Below are 20,564 nucleotides of genomic sequence, written 5' to 3'. Positions count from 1 at the left end.
TCGAAGCGACTTCAGTCTTCCGAACCGTGGCCGATCCGGGCATAGAGTCCGGGCTGCGAGCGCCGCAGTCGCAGCCCCCACGCGATTCCCACGAGCCCCGGCAGCAGTACCACGAGCGGCAGGACGAAAGTTGCCGCCGTCGATTCCGTCTGGCCGAGAAGGACGTTGAAGTTGGCGAGGATGAGCACAAACACTACCGCCAGGAGCACGAAGCCAAGACCAGGCGCCACAACCCGTACCCAGAGGCTGGCACCATGCTGCTTCCGGCGGAAGAAGCCAATCACGGCGACGGACACTACGGTCATGAGCAGGACCAGCCCCATGGCGCCGCTGTTGGTCAGCCAGGTAAACATGGTCAGCACGGGATACAGTTCACCAAGCTCAGAGCCCGATCCCGCGATGGCGAAGGCAACAGTCACGACGACGGCAATCACCGTTTGCGCCAGCGACCCCGCGAAGGGAGCTCCGCTCCCTGTGCGGACAGCTGCGAAGAACGGCGGGATGACGCGCTCCCGGCCGAGGGAGAAGAAGTATCGCGCCACAGCATTGTGGAAGCTGACCAAGGCAGCGAAAAGGCTGGTCACGAACAGGATCTGCGCTATATCGCTCAAGAGCATGCCTCCGTTGGTACCCAGGAAGGCGAAGATCATATCCGGACCACTGTTGGTGGCTGTTTCAATGACTGCTGAAGGGCCTGCGCCTACGGTCATCGCCCAGGCTGAGGCGGCATAGAAGAGAGCGATGATGGCAACCGCTGCGAAGGTGGCACGGGCAACAGTGCGCTTGGGATCTTTTGACTCTTCGCCATAGATGGCTGCGGATTCAAAGCCCATGAAGGCGGCGATTCCGAAGGAAAGAACGGCGCCGATGCCGGGGACGAACAGGCTTTCAGGGCTGAAGGAGGCTGCAGAGACTCCTTCGGGTGCCACGGCGAGGCTGATGAGGTCATAGGCGATGACCACCAGGAATTCCAGGGCCACCAGGACACCCAACACCTTTGCCGACAGATCCACCCGGTTAACACCCAACCAGCCCACGATCGCGATGCAGACCAGCACAGGGATCCACCAAGGAACGGTGATGCCCAGCCTTGCCGAGAGAAGTGAGGAAACGGTAAAGCCGAAGAGCCCGTAGATGCCTACCTGCATGAGGTTGTAGGCCATCAAGGCGACCAGCGAGGCTCCCACACCGGCCGGCCTGGAAATGCCTTGGGCAATGTAGGCGTAGAAGGCACCGGCGTTGGTGACGTAACGGCTCATGGCCGCGTACCCCACCGCGAAGAGCCCCAGGATCCCGCCGAGAATCAAGAACGAAAGCGGGACACCCGTTACCCCGGTGACAGCGAAAGTGGTGGTCACCCCGCCCGCGAGGACGGTCAGCGGCGCGGAAGCCGCAATAATCATGAAGGTCACGGCCGGGACGCCCAGACGCCTCCTGGTGTCTGCGGCCCCAGCTATCTTGCCCTTGACGGGGTTATCCACGCTCATAGTGTGCTCCTGCCTCGGTGCCGGACGGAGATTGCGCGGCACGGTGTCGGTCATTCCGCAATCTTCCTCCGACAAGGCGGCGCGTGACTTGTCTCACACGGCAAGGAGTTTGTCGGTGCACGCAAGCACAGCCCGCGTAAAGTCCCCCGGTGTAGAATCGTGGGCAAGCTCACGTCCGCGCTGGTGGCATTCTGTACCGGCGCCATCAGGTACGGCGGGCATTGAAAGGGAATTTGATGACCGTCGCGGCTGATACCGGCCCCGCAACCGTGCACACAGTGGTGGCGGATTCGTTCCAGGAATGGAGCCGCGCCATCTCAGCATCCTTCGTGCCGTTACTGGCCAAAGCCCCTCAACACGCCAAAGGCGCTCCCTTCCACGGGACCATGCGGGCTCGGGTCCTGGGTCAAATTTCGGTGGTCGAAATAACGGCTGGCCCCCATACGGTCCTGCGAACGCCTGAGCTGATAGCCAAGTCCACCGGACGCTTCTTCAAGCTCAGCATCCAGCTCTCCGGCTCTGGCCGCCTGGTTCAGGACGAACGCGAAGCGGTGCTCGGTCCCGGGGACCTCGCCATCTACGACACCTCCCGCCCTTACCAATTAACGTTCGACGACGACTTCCGCACTTTGGTGCTGATGTTCCCACACGTCCTCCTCGACTTACCGGCCGAAGCCATGGGCCACGTGACAGCCCTGCGGATTCCAGGCGACGAAGGTCTCGGCGAACTCATCAGCCCTTTCCTCGTAAGACTGGCCGATAACCTCGAAGCCCTTTCAGGGGCGAACGGCCTCCGCCTCGTCCATAACGCATTGGACCTGGTCACTACCCTGTTCAACGGGGAACTGGACCAGCTCATCGAGACAGGCCGCGATCCCCACCTCCTCCTGCTGGGTCGGATCCATGACTACATCGAGGCCAATCTGGGTGACCCCGAGCTTTCCCCGGGAACCATAGCCGCCGCCCACTACGTCTCCACACGGCACTTGCACGATCTTTTCCAGGAGATCGGCACCACTGTGGCAGCGTCCATCCGGCAGCGCAGGCTCGAACGCTGCAGGCGCGACCTCCTGGACCCCGTCCTGGCAGACCGGCCCGTCACCGCCATTGCGGCGCGATGGGGATTCACTGACGCAGCCCACTTCAGCCGGATCTTCCGGGCTGCATTCAGCAACTCCCCCACCGGCTACCGCAACAGCCACTTGAGGGAACCTTCGCCGGGAACCAAAGGGCCGACGTCGGGCATTTGACTACGCCTGAGGTCGACGCTTCATAACCAGATAAGTCAGAACTCCCAGCACCAACAAGCCCGCTGCGGCAGCCATGGATACGACGAAGGCTGCACTGGGACCCTGGGTCTGCGCCAACTGCCCTGCAAGGTAGGAACCGAGCGCCGTGCCTGCCACGATCCCACTGGCCAAGGCTGTCATCACCGTAGCCATGCGGCCAGCAGGGGCCACCACGCCACCGATGCTGAACACCGTGACCATGACCGGCCCCACCGGGATTCCCAGCAACAGCAGCACGAACACCATGGGCCAGATGCCAGCCGGAACCAACAGCAGCAAGGCGAACAATGACATCGCAAGGGCCGCAGCAACCCACCGGGAAGCAAGGCTAAAGCGCTGCGGCCAGAACGCAACGGACAGCGCCGCCACCGCGGAGCTCAAACCCATCACGGAGTAGAGGAGACCAGCAATTTCCGCAGTAGCGTACTGGGCAGAAAAGGCGCTCAGGGCATTCTGCGTAGCACCAAAAAAGGTGCCCATGCACACCATTGCCCCAACCGGCACAGCCACGACCGCGCCCGCCCAGCGGCTCCTCCGCTTTGCTGCGGGTTCACTGAAACTACCCACGACGGCGGCAGCAGCCTTACGCGGTGCCGGCACCACGGCCTGCTGGCTGGGGTGGACGGCGAAGGCGGGTACAAGCGTGATGGTCATGGCCGCTGCCAAGGCCAGAGGCAGCCAAGGAGCAATGAGGCTGGCCAGAATTCCAACCAAGGCCGGTCCGAGCACGAAAGTAACCTCGTCAGCAGTGCCCTCATAGGAAAGGGCGGTGTCCAGATCGGCACGGCTGGCCGCGACGCTCCGGCCTCCGCTCCTTGCCACTGATGATTCTGCTGCAGGAATCTCTTCCGTGGAAACAGTGGCCTTGTGCACTGATGACAGATTCCGGGTGGTCAGCGCCATCCAGCGAACACGGGCCATGGGGCCGACCTGCGGGCAGCTCGCCCCGGCGAGGAAGCCTGCGACGAGCACGCCCGTAGCGTCGAGTACGGAGACATAACTTGGGGTCACGTAGGCCGCGGCGAGAAGGCCGAGGACGGCCAGGGTGTTAACAACTGCCGCGACAAGCAAAACGATGCGTTGGCCGGCGCGATCGGCCAGCGAGCCGAGGACGGGAGCTCCGACGGCCGAACCGATACCCACTGCTCCGGCGGCCATCCCACCGATTGCGTAGGAATGACTTACCGCTGTGACCAGGGTCAGTGTACCCACGGTAAGCATTGCCAACGGGAGTCGTGCGAAGAGGCCGAGGGGCAGGAACCCCGGCCCGGCGAGCTCAGGCAGCCGCGCGAACCTCCCCGGCAGGCGGGATCGATGCGTGGACGAGGTGGTGCTCAATTGCGAAGGCAGTGGCTTGGAGGCCAAAGAAGATTTTTCCATTGTTCCGGGTTCGCTAAAGTCTGCGCATCGTCCCTCCTCCCGATGCGCGCGACCCGGTGTAACAGATCAAGTCTATCGGATCCGGTCTCAGGCAGGCATTGCTTCGGCAACAACGACCGTGGAACCATGGCGGCCCTTGACCACGTGCAACTGGCTGCTGATGCGCTGCTTCATTTCTGCCACGTGGCTGACCAGCCCGACAACCCTGCCGCCGTCGCGCAAACCCTCCAAGGCATCCATCACCTGTTCCAAGGCTTGCTCGTCCAGGCTCCCAAACCCTTCATCGACAAAGAGCGTTTCAATGTCCACTCCACCGGCCTCCTGCTGCACAACATCAGCAAGGCCAAGGGCCAATGACAAGGAGGCCATGAAGGACTCTCCGCCGGAGAGCGTGGACGTGTCACGGCGCTGGCCCGTCCATTCATCCACCACTTCCAGTCCGAGACCGGATTTCTGGTTGCGTGCAGCCCGGGCGTCAGTGTGTTGCAAGGTGTAGCGACCATCGCTCATGGCAACGAGCCTCTCCGAAGCTGCGATGGCCACTTGCTCCAGCCGAGCAGCCAGGACATAGCTGTTCAAGCTCATGCGGTAGTTGTTATCTCCTGCGCCACGAAGCGTGTCCGCCAGCCCACCCAACACGTTGGCATACTCGCGCGGTTCCCTTCCTGCCTCGGCAGTGTTTTGATACTCAGCGCGGATCTTCTGCACAGACAGGGCAGCTTTGCTCGCGAGCCCCGCGGAAAGCGCCAATGCTTTGGCTGCTTCCATGGCGTGGGCAGCCTCAGTCTTGGCGACCCTGATTTCGTCCTCCGGAAGGGGAAGTTCGCCGATGCTGACTTCCTTCGCTGCCATGACGAGTTCCTCGCCGGCAAACAGTTCATCCAGTCGGGCAGCTTCGGCCTCGAAATCCGCGAGGGCTTTCTCCAATGCCACAACATCCTCGGGCGACATGAGCTGGCGACGCACATCCTCGATTGATGAAAAACCGGACCCGGGCAGTGCCCTTTCCAGCGCAGCGAGCGCCTCCAGGCGCGCAGCCCCGGCACGTTCGAGTTCATTCGCGGCATCCACAGCAGCCTGAAGCAGCAACCGCTGGGACGTGAGAGCTTCTGCCCGCTCACGAAGGCTGGCGAAGCCCTGCCTCAGGTCTGCTAGCTCCTCTTCAAGCGCAAGGTACTGCTCCTGGAGTAACTCGACAGCAGAGCTTGCTTGCAAGGCGGCATTCGTTGACCCAGTATGATCCTCCTGCACGAGGGTAATGCGTTTGTTGAGATCCTCATGCCGTTTGCGGAGCTTATCCAACGCGCCTGAGGCCTTTCGGGCTTCGATCGCCGCAGCTTCGGATGCGAGCAAGCGGGCGGCGCATTCTTCTGGATCTGCGGAGCCACCCTGGGCAGCCAGGCCTGCCAGCAACTGTGCGGCTCTAGATACCTGTTCCGCGATGCGTCCCAGCGCCTTCTCGCTGGCCTCAAATAGTTTGCTGGCTTCTTCCTCTTCCTGGGCGATGGAAAGTGCCGAACGAGCTGCGGCGGCGGGATTTGGGTGCTCGTTGCTGCCACAAACGGCGCAGGGCTGCCCAGGCACGAGGGCTGCCGCGAGCTCTCCGGCCGCATTGGCCAAGCGTGCCTCCCTCACATCAAGCCACGCTTGCCTGAGGTCCTGCATTTTGTTGCGAGCACGGGCGTGGCGCTCAGTGAGATCCTTCGACTCGGCGGCGGCAGCTTCATGACGGGACACAACCGACACTAGTTCGGCCGCAGCGGCTGCCTCCCGTTCCATGTCATCGACGCGGGCAGCTGAGGGTTCCAGGTCTTCCATCCCGGCCTTCACCGCTGATTCCTCGGCTCGAAGGCGTTGCAGGGATTCTGCTGCTGCTTCGGCGGCCGCCAGATGGCTGGAGTGCTCTTTTCGTTTGGCTGCGAGTCGGGTGGCCACGTCCTCCATGCGCCGCTCATCTGGAAGGCGGGCTTCCAGGACGGCAAGGGTGGTCTTTACTGTCTCCAGCGCAGCAACAGGATGTGGCGCGTCCAGGCCCTGGGATTCAAGCTGCTCCCGGGATCTGTCTCTATCCGCCAAGGCAGACCGGTACTTACGCTCCGTGGCGTCCAAGGCGTCCAGTTGTCCCCCAAGGACGGCCGCACGGCGATGTCCTCCGAGCTTTTCCTTGTTTTCCAGTGCCCGCGCAGCAGCTAGTTCATGCAGGACCCGCCGCTGCATCCCAGCAGCAAGCCTGGCATGCCGTTGGGCCTTCTCCTGGTCCTCCTGAAGTTGTTCCGCAAGCCGTATGGCTCGGGCATCAGCTGCGGTAGCCTCGTCTTTACGTCGCCCACCTTCTTCCAGCAACTCCATCTCCAAGGCCGCGAGCCATGCCTCAGGCGCCTCGACAGCTGTCTCTACATTTGCCAGCGCATCGGAAAGGCCAAGCTGCTCCCGTTCCGCGGCTGCCCTTCCAAGCAGCATCTTCAGTTCAGCAGCATTGTCCTGCACAGCGCGTGAAGCTTCGGCCGCCTGCCGCGCAATTTGCTTCTCCACGGACTCGAATCGCTGCGTCCCAAAGAGTTTTTGGAGGAGCTCGAGCCGATCATTGGCTTTGGAGCGCAGGAACGCGGCAAAGTCACCTTGGGGAAGCATCACAACGCGCGTGAACTGGTCCCGGTCCATACCCAAAAGCTCGGAAAGCTCGGCGCCGACTTCGTCATTACGCGAAGATTTTTCCTCCCAGACCCCCGAAACCCACTCGCGGAGCAGTGTCTTGGCTTGTTGGGTTGTGAAGCCGTTCCGGCCGCGCGCGCTGGGGCGTTCCCAGGCCGGGGAACGGCTGACTTCGAAACGCCTGCCGCGGGCCGAGAATTCGCACACCACGCGGGGTTCGGCACCCGACGCTGCATGATCGCTGCGGAGGCGCTTACCTTCCTGGCGTGCACCCGGAACGGAGCCATAGAGGGCGAAACAGATGGCGTCGAGGATGCTGGTCTTGCCAGCCCCGGTGGCGCCGTTGAGCAGAAACAACCCCTGTGCACTGAGTTGATCAAAATCAATGTGCTGCGCAGTGGCAAAAGGCCCGAAAGCCTCAATTTCGAGTCGATGGATCCTCACAGTTCAGCCTCCTCCAGGCGCACGGCCTCGAGGGCGGCGCGCAGGGCAGCCTCTTCCGCAGCTCCGGGACTGCGATCCCGAACGTGTTCCAGGAATCCGCAGCAGACCTCGAGGTCGTCCTGGGCGGCAGCGAGCCTGCTGCTGTAACTGACCTTGTCTTTGGTCCCAGCACCCTCGGGGTCGAAGGACAGGACCAAGGTGTCAGGAAAGCGGGTTCGTAGCTGCTCCATGGCCTGGGCGGGCCGCTCGGCATCCGTGAGGGTGATTTGGCAATAGGCAGCTTCAGCCCAGGCGTGCTCGTCTGATTCAAGGAGATCGTTCAGCTTGCCTCTCAACACGGCCAGGCTCCTGGCAGCTTCCCAAAGAACTTCCTGGACACCGATGGTTCCATCGGCATCGATATCAACCAACCAACCGCCCTTGCAATGTTTGGCCTCGGAGAACGAATAGGCCAGTGGGGAGCCGGAGTAGCGGACATTCGGGGCAAGTTCCTGCCGGCCGTGCAAGTGACCAAGTGCGGTGTAGGCAAAATCCTCGAAGAGATCCAGGGGCACTGCGCCCAACCCTCCGATGCTCAAGTCCCGTTCACTGTCAGAAGTGATACCTCCACTGGCAAAAGTGTGTGCAAGGACCACCGGATGCACTGCGCCTGATGCACGGCGGTCCTGGAGGTCGCGCCGAATCCGATCGGTCGCTTCACGGGTGACCTCGTAATGACTCGCGGTCTCCACTTCCAGCCGCTCCGCGACAAGCCGCGGTTCCAAGTAGGGAATCCCATAGATCGCAAGTGTGGCGCTGCCCTCCCCATCTTTTCCGAAGGGAACGAGCACGGGAACGTCCAGGTCCTCCACCCTTGTCCTGAGGTGAACGCCGCCACGTTCGAGCAAGCGGGACGCGAATCCCAGCCGAATGGCGGAATCGTGGTTGCCGCTGGTGAGCACTACGGTGGCCCCGGCTTGGGTAATACGGACCAAGGCGTCGTCGAGAAGTTTAACGACATCGAGTCCAGGCAGGGCGCGATCATAGACGTCACCCGCGATGAGGACGACGTCTACAGACTTCGCTTCTACGAAGGACACGAGCTGGTCCACAAAACCGCGCTGGGCTTCAAGCATGCCAACGCCGTGGAATGACCGGCCGAGATGCCAATCGGAGGTATGGAGTAACCGCATATTTTCAAGCTAACTGGGGGCACCGACAAAAAAGCGCAGACAGGCCGTCCGGCGTCGATCCTGTCCGGCTGCTAGCCCTTCTTTCCGTCAAAGAAGTCGCGTGCGTCATCTGCGGCAGCTTCTTTCCGAACGGTGCTGGTCTCCACTTCCTCTGCCTCTGCCTCTGCCTGGAAATCATCAGTGTCATCCACGTCGAGGTGCTGGTCCCGGCGGCTTGGGAACGACTCCAACGTCACATTATCTCCAGTGCTGGTGTCAGCGGAGGCGTAGCCAAATCCACGGAAGGCCAGTCCGGCCAGTGCGGCCCCCATGAGTGGAGCAACCCAGAAGAGCCACAATCCACCCAAGGCCCAGGAAGGGCTGAAGAAAGCCAGCGCAGTTGCGCGTGCGGGATTAAACGGAAGGTTGCCAAGGACCTGGCCAAACTGCAGCAACACGGCGACGCAAAGGCCTACAGCAAAGGGAGCCACGGCAGGAAAGGCACGGCGTCCGGCAGTCGCTCCAAGGAATACCGCAACCAGCAAGGCGGAGCCAACAACCTCAACGATCAAGACCCCTGCCATCTGGGTTTGGGCAGCAGCATGCTCGCCATAACCCGCTGCCACAGAGCCGAAGGCGGCCCGCGCATCCGTCAAGACCGGAACCGTGAGAACCACTACGTAGGCCAGAGCTGCGCCGATCACGCTGCCGATGATTTGAGCCGCAAGGTAGGCAACAGCCGCCACCGCGCGGATACGGCCGGCAATCAAGTTGCCCAGCGTGATTATTGGATTGAAGTGACCGCCGGAAACATGACCGAACGCAAGCATGGCAACTGTCACTGTCAGGCCGGTCGCAAGGGCTGCGGGTAGGGGCGCTGAGGAAGGGTTCGAGAAGATCGACACACCCACGGCCACGAGCACTACAAACATCGAACCGACGGCTTCAGCCGACAGCCGCGCGAACAGCCCCGGTTCGTGGTCGGTCGTGGTTTGCACAGGAGAGGTCATGTCGAATGGTTCCTTACGATTGGTTTTGGGACGGCCCTTGAGCATCCTGCCAGTTGAGTCTGAACAGTTGCTGAGTCCCTGCTAACTCCCGATCCGAGCTTAGCCGCCCAAGGCGATGGCGGCGATCGCCGTTCCGCCCAGCCCTATCACGGCAAGGGTGCTGACAAAGATGAGTCGTGCCGAAGCTGCTTCGTTTCCAGCATGAAGCTGCCGTGAGCGGACCCACACGACACAAGCCAGGACAATGGTGGCGGCAGCAGCCATGAGGGCGCAGATTCCTTGATAATCCAGCCCCGGAAGGCCCGCAATCACACGGCCGGTGGAGGGCTCGGAGGTAAGCCAACTGCGCCAGATGAACAGGTCCACCACCACGAGCGAAATGAGGGTGCGCCGCCAAGCCAATGTGGTCCGTTCAGGCTGAAGGCCAGGATCACGGACGTCCATGGTCAACTCGCCCGCCTGCTCATCGCGCAAGCCTGGTCATCGCGCCACCAAAATCAACACGGCGAAAGCGCATGCCGCCACGGCCACCACGATCGTCATGAGCAGCATGACCCAGGAGAACGGCAAGGCTTCGTCGTTGCGCATGGCAGCTTCCATCTGCCCCCACCTGCGGTAGGACAGCGCAGCCAGGCCTGCTCCGATAAGGGACAGGAGGACACAGAGGACGATCCTTACAGGCTGCGGGGCAATGTTCGGCGCCAACTGATCAATGGCAATAGACCCTGCCAGCAATGCCAAAGAAGTACGGATCCAGGCAAGGAAGGTGCGTTCGTTCGCCAAGGAGAACCTGTAGTCAGGTGTCTTGCCTGTTCGTCGCCAAGCCGGTTCACGCACGTCGTCTCTCCAAGTTTTCCTAGTGCTGGGCAGCCTCCCCACCATATCAGCGGCCGTTCACATCGGTTGCGTTCGCCATCCGGTGCCTACGCACATCAGTTACGGACCCCAACAGTTACATAGCAGGGCGCGGTAAGTTGATTGCATGAGTTTTGAAGCGTCCTCCCCCGCCGCCCCGTCGTTTGAATCCCGAGTCCACGGGACGCTGCTGGGAGGGGCGTTGGGTGACTCCCTTGGCTACGCAGTGGAGTTCGACCGGCTTGATGCAATTCGTGCCCGTTACGGATCCGCCGGGCTCACGTCCTTTGACCAGCTCGACGCCGTCGGCCAGTTTTCGGACGACACGCAAATGACGCTGTACACAGTGGATGGGCTGGTGGACGCCCTCGAATGGGCCAATGACGGTGTCGCGGCCGACGAGATCGCCTGCCTTTGGCTGGCCTACCTTCGCTGGCTCGCAACCCAGGACGTCGCCGTTTCCCCTTCCGCTCCCGTTCCACAACCGCGGTGGATTGATGGCCAGGAAGTCCTGCGCCATCGTCGGGCCCCGGGAAACACGTGCCTCAGCGGATTGGCCTCAGGAGACATGGGCACAGTAGCCAGGCCAGTCAATCCCGATTCCAAGGGTTGCGGCACTGTCATGCGTTCAGCACCCTTTGGACTCGTGCCCCATATCTCCCGTGAAGCCGTCTACAAACTCAGTTCAGATGCTGCATCGTTGACGCATGGACACCCATCAGCGCGGTTGAGCGCTGCTGCCTTCAGCTTATTGATCCACAATATTGTGGCTGGCAGCGACATCCACACGGCAGCTACGGCCGCCCTGGATTACGTGAGCGGCGTGCCCACCAAAGCCCCCGAACTCCCTGAGCGTTTGGAAACGGCATTGAGGTTGTCATTGGAGCCCACTCCCCTCAGTCCTGAAAAGCTGGTAACCACTCTGGGTGAGGGCTGGGTGGCGGAGGAGGCACTCGCCGTCGGGCTTTATGCCGTCCTGTCCACGCAAGGGAGTGAGCCGACGGAGCATTTCCGCAAGGCTGTCGCGGTGGCCATCAACCACAGTGGGGACAGCGATTCCACTGGTTCCATCGCGGGAAACATCCTGGGCGCCTACTACGGCGAAGCATGCCTTCCTGGCCAATGGCTCGGGGCGCTGGAAGGCACGGAGGTCATTCGTGGCATGGCGGACCGGCTACTCGCTGTCACTACAGGCTGATCGGCCCTGGGTCAGCTGCGTCGCAGCGCAATGTTATCGCAGGCTTCGCACACCTCGGCGGGAATCAATCCGCGACGCTGGAGGAAGCCAAAGATCGCGCAACCCAGGCAAAAGCCGACGAACGCCTCCAGCGAGGCCGCCACGATCAACAGCGCGAGAAGGATCCACGCGGCAGGCTGGAACCCTGTGAAGAAAAGCACGACGGCGGCACTGCTCAAGGCGGCTCCGATGCCTTGCGCAAAGCGCTTCGGAGGGCCGGCCACCAACTTGGCGTGCCCGACGCGTGGGGCCAAAACCTTGACCGAGAGCAAGGCGAGCGGCGAAATCCGGGGGCCGAAAAGGACACGGAGCCAGAATCCGATTGCGACGGCAACCAAGCCCAAGGACGAGCCTGTCAGCAGTGTTGCGACAGCCAGCAGTACAACCAGTCCGGCCGTGATCCGGGCGGCATATTCATTGACCGGGTTGGGAAAGGCGAAGACGGCCCGCCAATCAATCCCGGCTTTCCCTGGGCCAACGGCTTGGCGTACCGATGACTGGGACATGTTGGCCTTGGTCATGCACCAAGGCTAGGAGCGCGGCTCCCCGGACAGGAAGCATTGTTTCGCACTATGACCCGGCCGCCTGCCAGGCTGGAGTTAGTTCCCGCCCACCATTTGCAGGAATTCCCCTTCCGAGACAACCTCGATCTGTTGACCTTTCGCGTGGAGTTCCAAAACCCGCTTCGCCTTTCCTGTAAGCCGTCCAGCGCGCAGGTCTCCGGCCACGAACCCGTCGCCCACCACAAGGACAGTAGTGCGTGCGGTCACCCTGCTTTCAGGCCTTGCACCCATCTCTGCAGCACGTGACTTAGCCTCGGGACGCGTCATGATGAGGTCGCCCGTGAAGACCACCGTCTGGCCGAACAATGGATGCCCCGGTTCGGCTGTGGGATTCGGCAGAGGATTAGGGCCTTCCTCCGGCCACGCCGAGAATGGACGACCGAAACCGTTCATGGCACCGTCAAGGGTCTGCTCCGCGGGGCTGCCTGCCTTCTTACCCGCGGACCCCGTGCCTGCGAGAGCCTTGCCTGCGAGAGCGGCAAGGGTGGGCTTGGAGAGGCCACTCATGGGATCGAAGGCAGGTTGCCTGGGCAACGTGAGACCCAGCGAAAGATAGAGTTCGGCGATGCTGTTGGCGTTGTTCCGACGGGCGATGTCCACCAGGATTCCTGCACAGGCGCGTGCGTCCTCGGCGGCATCGTGGTGGTTGACCAGGGGTACTCCGGCTTCCTCGGCCGCATATGGCAGGGAGTTGGACACCAAGGAGTAGCAGCGGCGGGACAGCATCACCGTGCAGACGTACTCGTAAGCTGGGCCCGCAAGCCCGGAAACCTCTAAGCCGGATCGGATAACGCCGAGATCAAAGGCTGCGTTGTGTGCCGCTAGAACATCGTTGCCGATGAAGGCGCCAATTTCAGGGAAGAGGTCCCCGAACCTGGGACGGCCGGCAACATCTTCGGCACGGATGCCGTGGATGCGGGTGTTGTGAAACTCGAAATGGTCATGGTTCTCCGGCGGCCGCATGAGCCAGGAGGCTTCTTCCACCACCACACCGCCACGGACTTTGCTGAGGCCAACCGAACACGGCGACCCCCTGAAGCCGTTGGCTGTTTCAAAGTCGATCGCCGTAAAGTCCAATGCCACTGGACAAGGTTACAGGCGCAAAGGGTGCGCTCTTGCCGATTTCCGCGGCGGGGCGGCCTTTCCTGCCCGACGACGGCCGTCCAGTAGGCTTGATAGGTGATCTTTACTGCGATGAGCGATTTAGCCGTATCCACTTTCGGAGGCGCAGGACCGGTGCGTCCACCCATGGCCTCGTTCCTGCCCGACTGGCTGAACCCCCAGGTCTTCCTGGCTGATCCAGCCTTGGCGCCGTGGGTCGTGCTGCTGGTTTGCGGCATTGTCTTTGCCGAAACCGGCCTGCTGGTGGGCTTCTTCCTGCCCGGCGATTCCATGCTGTTTACCGCTGGCCTTCTTGTAGCTACAGACACCATCAAGTTCAACATCTGGGCTTTGGCGGCCCTCATCATCGTTTCTGCGATCATTGGCAACCAAACCGGCTACCTCATTGGCTCAAAGGCCGGCCCTGCGATCTTCAACCGCCCGGACTCCAGGCTGTTCAAGAAAGAAAATGTCGAAAGCGCCCACGCCTTCTTTGAAAAGCACGGCGGCAAGGCCCTGATCCTTGCCCGCTTTGTCCCCATCATCCGTACCTTCGTTCCGGTGATTGTCGGCGTGGCCCAGATGGACAAACGCAAGTTCTTCCTCTTCAACGTCATCGGCGCCACATTCTGGGGCGGCGGCGTCACCTTGCTTGGATACCTTCTGGGTGACCGCGTTCCGTGGGTCAGCAGCAACCTGGACATCATCTTCATCGTCATTGTCCTGATCTCGGTCATTCCCATCATCATCGAGGTAACCCGCGGCGTCGTGGCCAAGCGTAAGGCTGCCACGGAAGGCAGCAACCCCGTGGAGGAATTCATCGAGGAGCACGAAGGCGGAAAGCACCGCGAGAAGTAAGCCTCCCGCACTTGATGCCATACAGGAGAAGGCACCCCGCGCAAGGCGGGGTGCCTTTCTTCGTTGTACTTCTAACTGGAATGAACACCCGAGAGTGCAGCAACGATCGCGGGGAGCAAAGCCCGGAATGCCTGGCCTCGATGGCTGATGGCGTTCTTTTCCTCGGATGTCAGCTCGGCGCAGCTGCGGTCCATTCCCACCGGCTGGAGCACGGGGTCATACCCGAACCCACCCTCGCCCCGTGGCTCGCGCAACAGCGTACCTTCGAGCTGACCGTACTCAACCGTTTCGTGGGTGATTCCATCTGCTCCGGGCACTGCCAAGGCTGCGGCGCAGACAAAAGCAGCCCCGCGGAAGGCGTCCGGCACGTCGGAGAGTTGGGCGAGCAGCAATCGCAGGTTCGCTGCGTCGTCCCCATGCTTCCCTGACCAACGGGCGGAGAAGATGCCTGGCGCGCCGCCGAGGACATCAACGGCAAGGCCCGAGTCGTCGGCGATGGCCACCAAACCCGTTGCCTCAGCCACGGCACGCGCCTTCAGGAGTGAATTCTCAGCAAAAGTGACCCCGGTTTCGGCTACGTCCGGCGCACCAACCGCAGCTGCATCCACCACCTGGGTATCGACGTCGAGCCCTGGAACCTGACCGCGCAGCAGCTCGCGAAGTTCCTTCAGCTTTCCCTGGTTGTGCGTTGCGAGGACAAGCCGCGGAGCACTGGCTGAATCTGCGTTGGTTGGATCTGCATCGGCTGAATCTGCACTGGATGCACCGGCAACCGCGGCGCCGTCGCTGCTCACGGAGCTTCCGCCAGCGTCTCACGCTGGATAGCCGCCAGCTGGCCCGTGCCGATCAGGGCGAGGTCCAGCAAGGCGTTGAGTTCATCGCGGTCGAACGGGGCGCCCTCGGCAGTGCCCTGGACCTCCACAAACTTGCCGGATCCGGTGACCACCACGTTCATGTCGGTTTCAGCGCGTACGTCCTCGACGTACGGAAGGTCAAGCATGGGCACGCCATCGATGATGCCCACCGAAACGGCAGCAATCGTGTCCACCAGCGGCTGGGCATTACGGGCGATCAGCTTGTTTTCGCGGGCAAAGCGGATCGCCTCGGCAAGCGCCACATAGGCACCTGTGATGGCGGCGGTGCGGGTGCCGCCGTCGGCCTGCAGGACATCGCAGTCAAGGACGATCGTGTTTTCACCCAGCGCTTTGGTATCAATGATCGAGCGCAGCGAACGTCCGATAAGGCGGGAGATCTCGTGCGTGCGTCCGCCGATCTTGCCCTTCACGGACTCACGGTCGGATCGGGTGTTCGTAGCCCGGGGAAGCATCGCGTATTCGGCAGTAACCCAGCCACGACCCTCGCCTTTGAGCCAGCGGGGAACGCCTTCGGTCAGGGAAGCCGTGCACAATACCCGGGTGTTGCCGAACTCGATGAGCGCCGAGCCCTCAGCCTGCTTGGACCAGCCGCGGGTGATGCTGATGGGACGCAGTTGATCGGGAGTCCGGCCGTCGGCACGGATAACGGGTGTGGCTGTAGCTTCAGAAGTCATGCTTCAAGCTTAGCGAGGATGGGACAACGCCCGACGCCGTACAGTGGGTCAGGCGAGCGCGTCACCATCTCGATGCCACCTAGATTGTGTAGTGGACCCCGGCAACTGCAACAGCAACGTCCCCGGAAAACACCGGTTTGGCCTCGGACATTACCTTGGTCTGCGAAGTCCACACCGGAATATGAGTCAGAAGCAGGCGCTTGGCTCCGGCGTTCATGGCGGCTTCCCCAGCGCGCTTGCCCGTCAGGTGCACGTTCTTGATGGCGTCGTCGCGGCCTTCCTCGAACGCGGCCTCGCACAGGAACAAGTCAGCGCCACTGGCTGCTTCCTCCAGTCCCTGGCACGAGTCGGTGTCCCCCGAATATGTCAGTACCCGAGTTATGGGCGTTCCATCCTTGCCTGGTTCCGTTGCCGTGACTCGCAATGCGTAGGCTTCTTCCACGGGATGGTTGACGCCGTAGGGCGTCACCGTGAAGGGGCCAACGGTGACAGGCTTCTGTTCGGCCCAATGAGTAAAGTCGAACTCCTCATGCATGCCCGGATCCAGGTCCAGCCCATAGGCTGTTGCCATCCTGTCCGCGGTTGCTGCCGGCCCCCACACGGGAATCCGGTCCCGGCCCCAACCGCCGGGCTTCCACCGGACTGCTACGTGGAGGCCGCACAGGTCCATGCAATGGTCCGGGTGCAGGTGCGTGAGGAATATGGCGTCGATGTCCTCAAGATCCGTGTAACGCTGGATGGCACCCAACGCCCCGCTCCCGAGATCCATCACGATCTTCCATTCCCGCTCACCGTCGTGCGCAGTCACCAGATAGCACGACGCCGGCGAGCCGGGACCGGGAAAAGAACCAGTACAGCCCACGATGGTCAGTTTCACAGGCCACGTCCTGGGACAGCACTGGAAGCGGGGCTGGGTCCGTTGTCCGGTTGTACGAAGTAGGAGCGGCGGGACAGTCCAGCCCCTCCCCGTGCTGCTTCCAACATTTCCGGGGTGATGCGCGCCAGGCTGCCGGTGGGATATTGGGCAGCCACGTGGTCAACGTGTTTGACGGACAGGACCTCGGGGCCCAGGAAGCGGCGGGCGAGTGTTTCAAATTGAACGGCATCGCCCGTTGCGATGAACTCATGGCTGGGGGCACTTGTGTCGGTTCGCTGGATACCGTGAGTGGCCAAGGCACGGTAGACGTCCTTGGCAGTTTCCTCCGCGCTGGATACCAGGGTCACGTCCTCCCCCATGACGAACGAGATCACTCCGGTCAACAGAGGGTAGTGCGTGCACCCGAGCACCACGGTGTCCACACCAGCGTGTTTCAGTGGCTCCAGATACTCATTGGCGGCTGCCAGGAGATCCGGGCCTGTGGTGATGCCGGCTTCAACGAAGTTCACGAAGGCGGGGCAAGCCACGGAGGTGATGGCAAGATCCGGGGCTGCCGCGAACGTGTCCTCATAGGCACGCGAACCTACTGTGGCTGATGTCCCAATAACGCCGATCCTGCCGGAACGGGTGGCCGCGACAGCCCTGCGCACAGCGGGTTGAATGACCTCAATAACAGGGATCCCGTAACGCGCCGTATAGCGTTCACGCGCATCCCGGAGAACTGCGGCCGAAGCAGAGTTACAGGCAATGGTCAGAAGCTTCACGCCGGAATCCACCAACTCGTCCATCACGCCCAGGGCGTTGGCCCTGACTTCGGCGATGGGCAACGGCCCATAGGGTCCATTGGCCGTATCCCCCACGTACAGGATCGATTCGTTGGGGAGCTGATCGATGATGGAGCGAGCTACCGTCAACCCACCAACGCCGGAATCAAAGACACCAATCGGGCGGGATCCCATAAGCTCATTGGAGACCCCCAAGTCACCGGGCGAGGCCACAACCGGGGCCCCTGTAGCGCTTGGTGATCCGGCGCCTGTTGAACTGTCGCCCTTTGAACTGCCGCCCGTTGAACTGCCAGATGCTGAAGTCATGATTATTCGAGAATAAGGCTTCCCCTGTGTTGCGGCCATTACCTGTGGCCTCCGCCTCGTGTCTGATGTGTCACACAGGCGGGCCCGGCGATGGCCTCCGCGATCAGGATTTTGCCTGCCTGGCCGCCATCATCGATTGCACCAGCGACTCCTGAAGCCAGGTGGTGAAGTTGTAGACCAATGCCAGGTAACTCTCCACGTCCTCCGCCTGGCTCCAGTCCTGCATGCTGTGGATGTGCTCGGCGTCCGCCTCGTCACGGATGTCCAGGCGTTCAGCCAAAACCAGGCGAACATCATTCAGGGCCATGGACCAGCGCGTTGCGTCCTCCGGGGTCAGCACAAGATCGTCCTTGTCCAGGCCCATCGCCGTAGCCTTCAAGGCGCCAATCTTGTTTTCCCGCACCGAGCGTTCGGTCAATTGCCGGAACTCCAGCGAGCCGCCGTCGTCGTCCTTCATGACGTTTGGCAGAAGCCGCAGCAAGGCGCGATCGCTCGGTTGCTTCACGTCCATGTCCAAGCCGATCAAGGCGGCCAGCGGGTCCTCGTTCTCCCTGGCGTCGGACTCCAGCATCGAGATGACGTCGTCCAGCAGCCCCCGTAAAAGATCCCGTTCGGCAGGCTCCAGGTAGCCGGTGATTCCCTTGAGTCCGTATTTGAATGCCTTAGCCACGCTGGCGGCCGCCCTTCCCGGGTGCTTCGTTTCCGCTTGCGGCCTTCTCCACAGTGGCCCACAGGCCAAAGCCGTGCATGGCTACTGCGTGCTGCTCAACCTGTTCCTTGCTGCCGTGCGCCACGATGGATCGGCCCTTCTTGTGGACCTCCATCATGAGCTTGTGTGCCTTGGACTCGGAGTAGCCGAAGTAACTCTGGAACACATAGCTGACGTAACTCATGAGGTTGACGGGATCATTCCAGATCACCAAATTCCAGGGGATGTCCGGGGCAGTCAGGACATCGGTGGACGTCTGCTCTACAGCTTTCGTCCGCTCATCGATGTCCGTGCCAAATGCAACGCTAGGGGTCATCTGTCCATTCTATGGCGGCTCGCACTAGAGTGAATTCGTGAGTAGAGCCGCGTCCTGGGACCATCCCGCCACTTCCTTGTACACCGACCACTACGAGTTGACGATGCTCCAGGCCGCCCTGCACTCCGGGGCTGCGCATCGCCGCTCAGTGTTTGAAGCCTTCGCCCGGCGTCTGCCTGACGGCCGCCGGTATGGCGTGGTGGGCGGAACCGGACGCCTCCTGGAAGGAATCGCCGACTTCAGCTTCGGCGAAGCCGAGCTCGCATTCCTTGAGCGGAACAAGGTGGTCAACCAGGAGACACTGGACTACCTGGCCAACTACAAATTCAATGGAGACATTTGGGGTTACGCGGAAGGCGACGCCTACTTCCCCAACTCCCCCATCCTCATCGTCGAATCGACGTTTGCCGAAGCCTGCATTCTGGAGACCTACATCCTCTCCGTCCTGAACCACGACAGCGCCATCGCTTCTGCCGCGTCAAGGATGACGTCGGCGGCCGGTAACCGGCCATGCATCGAAATGGGTTCCCGGCGCACCCAGGAAGAATCCGCGACGGCGGCTGCCCGCGCCGCAGTAATCGCCGGCTTCGCCAGCACCTCCAACCTTGAGGCCGGGCGGCGCTACGGCATCAAGACCGTTGGTACTGCCGCGCACTCCTTCACCCTCCTGCATGACACCGAACGCGAGGCCTTCGAAGCCCAGATCGCGGCATTCGGCCCGGGAACCTCGCTGCTGGTGGACACGTACGACGTCGAAACAGCGGTGCGCACCGCCGTCGAACTCGCAGGGGACAAACTTGGCGCCGTCCGCCTGGACTCGGGCGACCTGATTGCCCAGGCGCAATGGGTCCGCCAACTGTTGGACGACCTTGGAAACGTGAACACCCGGATCGTGGTGACCTCCGACCTCGATGAATTCGCCATCGCCGCCCTCCAGTCCGCCCCAGTGGACTCCTACGGGGTTGGCACGTCCTTGGTGACGGGCTCCGGCGCTCCGACCGCCAGCATGGTGTACAAGCTGGTGAGCAGGACAAACGACGCCGGCGAGTTCATCTCCGTTGCTAAAGCGGCCAAGAACAAGGCCAGCGTCGGGGGACGCAAGTACGCCCTGCGCAAGCTCAACGAACATGGAAGGGCTACGCAGGAGATCGTTGGAATAGGTCGCCGGCCGGAGGACGACGGAAACGACCGTTCGTTGTTGCACCAATTCATCAAGAATGGTGAACTCCTGCCCGGCTGGACGGGCCCCGAAGGCGTGGTCCGCGCCAAAGAACGGCATGCCGCCACCATGGCCGAACTGCCTGCCGTAGTGAACCGCCTGCAGCGCGGCGAAGCCGCCATCCCCACCATCTACGAGGAGAACTGATGTCCAGGGCCCTGATTATCGTCGATGTCCAGAACGACTTCTGCGAAGGCGGCAGCCTCGCAGTCGAAGGAGGCGCTGCAGTTGCCGGCGCCATCACCGAGTACGTGGATGCAAACCAACAGCATTTCGACCACATCGTGGCCACCCAGGATTGGCACATCGAACCGGGAAGCCATTTCTCCGATGAGCCGGACATGGTGGATTCCTGGCCGCCGCATTGCCGGGCCCGGACCAAAGGAGCTGAACTCCACGAGGACCTGGACCCGGAATACATCCAGGCTTACTTCCGTAAAGGACAGTACACAGCGGCTTACTCCGGCTTTGAGGGCGTCCTTGCCCCGGAGGATGATGTTCCTTCCGGGGACCTCAAGGCCGGCACCGCCCAGGCCGAGGTCCTGGATGAAGATGCAATCGGGCTCGATGACTGGTTGCAAAGCCATGACGTCGAGGAAGTGGTGGTCGTGGGCATCGCGACGGACTACTGCGTCAAGGCAACGGCCCTGGATGCTGTCCAAGCCGGGTACACCACTACGGTCATCGCGGATCTCACAGCCGGAATCGCCGAGGACCTCACTGAAACCTTCGACGAAATGGAGGCCGCCGGCGTCGAGGTTGAACGCAGCTAAGCC

20 protein-coding genes are annotated in these 20,564 nt (G+C 62.0%); 5 read left to right on the top strand and 15 right to left on the bottom strand.

The features are described 5' to 3' along the window. Window positions 1-11 precede the first annotated feature (11 nt). Window positions 12-1,487: an APC family permease gene (locus AC1DD5_RS04680; protein WP_477520681.1), complete on the bottom strand. Its 1,476-nt coding sequence runs from the start codon at window positions 1,485-1,487 to the stop codon at window positions 12-14. A gap of 236 nt (window positions 1,488-1,723) precedes the next feature. Between AC1DD5_RS04680 and AC1DD5_RS04675 the strand changes: the two genes are divergently transcribed. Continuing rightward, window positions 1,724-2,737, top strand: a complete 1,014-nt coding sequence (locus AC1DD5_RS04675; protein WP_477520680.1) for an AraC-like ligand-binding domain-containing protein — start codon at window positions 1,724-1,726, stop codon at window positions 2,735-2,737. Here AC1DD5_RS04675 and AC1DD5_RS04670 read toward each other — a convergent pair whose 3' ends face one another. The 6 genes from AC1DD5_RS04670 to AC1DD5_RS04645 form a co-directional block, all read right to left on the bottom strand. Further along, window positions 2,738-4,156, bottom strand: a complete 1,419-nt coding sequence (locus AC1DD5_RS04670; protein ID WP_477520679.1) for an MFS transporter — start codon at window positions 4,154-4,156, stop codon at window positions 2,738-2,740. An 87-nt stretch (window positions 4,157-4,243) separates the two neighbouring features. After that, window positions 4,244-7,252 (bottom strand): AAA family ATPase, encoded by a 3,009-nt coding sequence (locus AC1DD5_RS04665; protein WP_477518352.1) that lies wholly within the window; start codon window positions 7,250-7,252, stop codon window positions 4,244-4,246. Further along, window positions 7,249-8,424, bottom strand: coding sequence for an exonuclease SbcCD subunit D (locus tag AC1DD5_RS04660; RefSeq protein ID WP_477518351.1), 1,176 nt, complete (start codon window positions 8,422-8,424; stop codon window positions 7,249-7,251). Before AC1DD5_RS04660 ends, AC1DD5_RS04665 begins: the two co-directional genes overlap by 4 nt. Window positions 8,425-8,495: 71 nt before the next feature. Then, a complete protein-coding gene (locus tag AC1DD5_RS04655) occupies window positions 8,496-9,413 on the bottom strand; it encodes an MIP/aquaporin family protein (RefSeq protein ID WP_477518350.1) in 918 nt (305 codons plus the stop codon). 99 nt (window positions 9,414-9,512) lie between these two features. Then, the gene (locus tag AC1DD5_RS04650; RefSeq protein WP_442003877.1) at window positions 9,513-9,887 is read right to left on the bottom strand and encodes a DUF202 domain-containing protein; all 375 of its coding nucleotides are present in this window, start codon (window positions 9,885-9,887) and stop codon (window positions 9,513-9,515) included. Window positions 9,888-9,893: 6 nt separating this feature from the next. Beyond that, window positions 9,894-10,250 (bottom strand): YidH family protein, encoded by a 357-nt coding sequence (locus AC1DD5_RS04645; protein ID WP_442003876.1) that lies wholly within the window; start codon window positions 10,248-10,250, stop codon window positions 9,894-9,896. Between the two features lie 145 nt (window positions 10,251-10,395). Here AC1DD5_RS04645 and AC1DD5_RS04640 point away from each other — a divergent pair, with 145 nt between their 5' ends. Further along, window positions 10,396-11,466 carry an ADP-ribosylglycohydrolase family protein gene (locus AC1DD5_RS04640; RefSeq protein WP_442017098.1) on the top strand — a complete coding sequence of 357 codons (1,071 nt, stop codon included), beginning with the start codon at window positions 10,396-10,398 and terminating at the stop codon, window positions 11,464-11,466. Between the two features lie 11 nt (window positions 11,467-11,477). On the opposite strand, the gene AC1DD5_RS04635 is transcribed toward AC1DD5_RS04640, so the two are convergent. Together AC1DD5_RS04635 and AC1DD5_RS04630 are read right to left on the bottom strand one after the other, a co-directional pair. Next, window positions 11,478-12,026 carry a DUF4395 domain-containing protein gene (locus AC1DD5_RS04635; protein WP_477518349.1) on the bottom strand — a complete coding sequence of 183 codons (549 nt, stop codon included), beginning with the start codon at window positions 12,024-12,026 and terminating at the stop codon, window positions 11,478-11,480. A gap of 78 nt (window positions 12,027-12,104) precedes the next feature. Beyond that, entirely contained in the window at window positions 12,105-13,151 is a 1,047-nt protein-coding gene (locus AC1DD5_RS04630) for a 3'-5' exonuclease (protein ID WP_477518348.1), read from the bottom strand. A gap of 111 nt (window positions 13,152-13,262) precedes the next feature. On the opposite strand from AC1DD5_RS04630, the gene AC1DD5_RS04625 reads away from it, so the two are divergent. Then, complete coding sequence (locus tag AC1DD5_RS04625; RefSeq protein ID WP_477518366.1) at window positions 13,263-14,027, top strand: DedA family protein; 765 nt, start codon at window positions 13,263-13,265, stop codon at window positions 14,025-14,027. A 71-nt stretch (window positions 14,028-14,098) separates the two neighbouring features. On the opposite strand, the gene rdgB is transcribed toward AC1DD5_RS04625, so the two are convergent. The 6 genes from rdgB to clpS all read right to left on the bottom strand — a co-directional run bounded on the left by rdgB (window position 14,099) and on the right by clpS (window position 18,569). Beyond that, window positions 14,099-14,821 (bottom strand): RdgB/HAM1 family non-canonical purine NTP pyrophosphatase, encoded by a 723-nt coding sequence (gene rdgB, locus AC1DD5_RS04620; protein WP_477518347.1) that lies wholly within the window; start codon window positions 14,819-14,821, stop codon window positions 14,099-14,101. Continuing rightward, window positions 14,818-15,576: a ribonuclease PH gene (rph, locus tag AC1DD5_RS04615; RefSeq protein WP_442003872.1), complete on the bottom strand. Its 759-nt coding sequence runs from the start codon at window positions 15,574-15,576 to the stop codon at window positions 14,818-14,820. The genes rdgB and rph overlap by 4 nt, the downstream gene beginning before the upstream one ends. A 79-nt stretch (window positions 15,577-15,655) precedes the next feature. Further along, window positions 15,656-16,453, bottom strand: a complete 798-nt coding sequence (locus AC1DD5_RS04610) for an MBL fold metallo-hydrolase (protein ID WP_442017094.1) — start codon at window positions 16,451-16,453, stop codon at window positions 15,656-15,658. Beyond that, window positions 16,450-17,583, bottom strand: coding sequence for a glutamate racemase (gene murI, locus AC1DD5_RS04605; protein ID WP_442017093.1), 1,134 nt, complete (start codon window positions 17,581-17,583; stop codon window positions 16,450-16,452). Before murI ends, AC1DD5_RS04610 begins: the two co-directional genes overlap by 4 nt. A gap of 64 nt (window positions 17,584-17,647) precedes the next feature. Continuing rightward, the gene (locus tag AC1DD5_RS04600) at window positions 17,648-18,214 is read right to left on the bottom strand and encodes a DUF2017 domain-containing protein (protein ID WP_442003869.1); all 567 of its coding nucleotides are present in this window, start codon (window positions 18,212-18,214) and stop codon (window positions 17,648-17,650) included. Continuing rightward, window positions 18,207-18,569 carry an ATP-dependent Clp protease adapter ClpS gene (gene clpS / locus AC1DD5_RS04595; RefSeq protein ID WP_442003868.1) on the bottom strand — a complete coding sequence of 121 codons (363 nt, stop codon included), beginning with the start codon at window positions 18,567-18,569 and terminating at the stop codon, window positions 18,207-18,209. Before clpS ends, AC1DD5_RS04600 begins: the two co-directional genes overlap by 8 nt. 37 nt (window positions 18,570-18,606) lie before the next feature. Between clpS and AC1DD5_RS04590 the strand changes: the two genes are divergently transcribed. Further along, a complete protein-coding gene (locus AC1DD5_RS04590; RefSeq protein ID WP_442017092.1) occupies window positions 18,607-19,935 on the top strand; it encodes a nicotinate phosphoribosyltransferase in 1,329 nt (442 codons plus the stop codon). Then, window positions 19,935-20,561, top strand: coding sequence for an isochorismatase family protein (locus AC1DD5_RS04585; RefSeq protein WP_442003866.1), 627 nt, complete (start codon window positions 19,935-19,937; stop codon window positions 20,559-20,561). The genes AC1DD5_RS04590 and AC1DD5_RS04585 overlap by 1 nt, the downstream gene beginning before the upstream one ends. Window positions 20,562-20,564 lie beyond the last annotated feature (3 nt).

This window comes from Paenarthrobacter sp. 10L420, from assembly GCF_056395385.1.
Note: the sequence above shows the minus strand (reverse complement) of the source record. Positions and strands in the feature narration are given on the sequence as shown.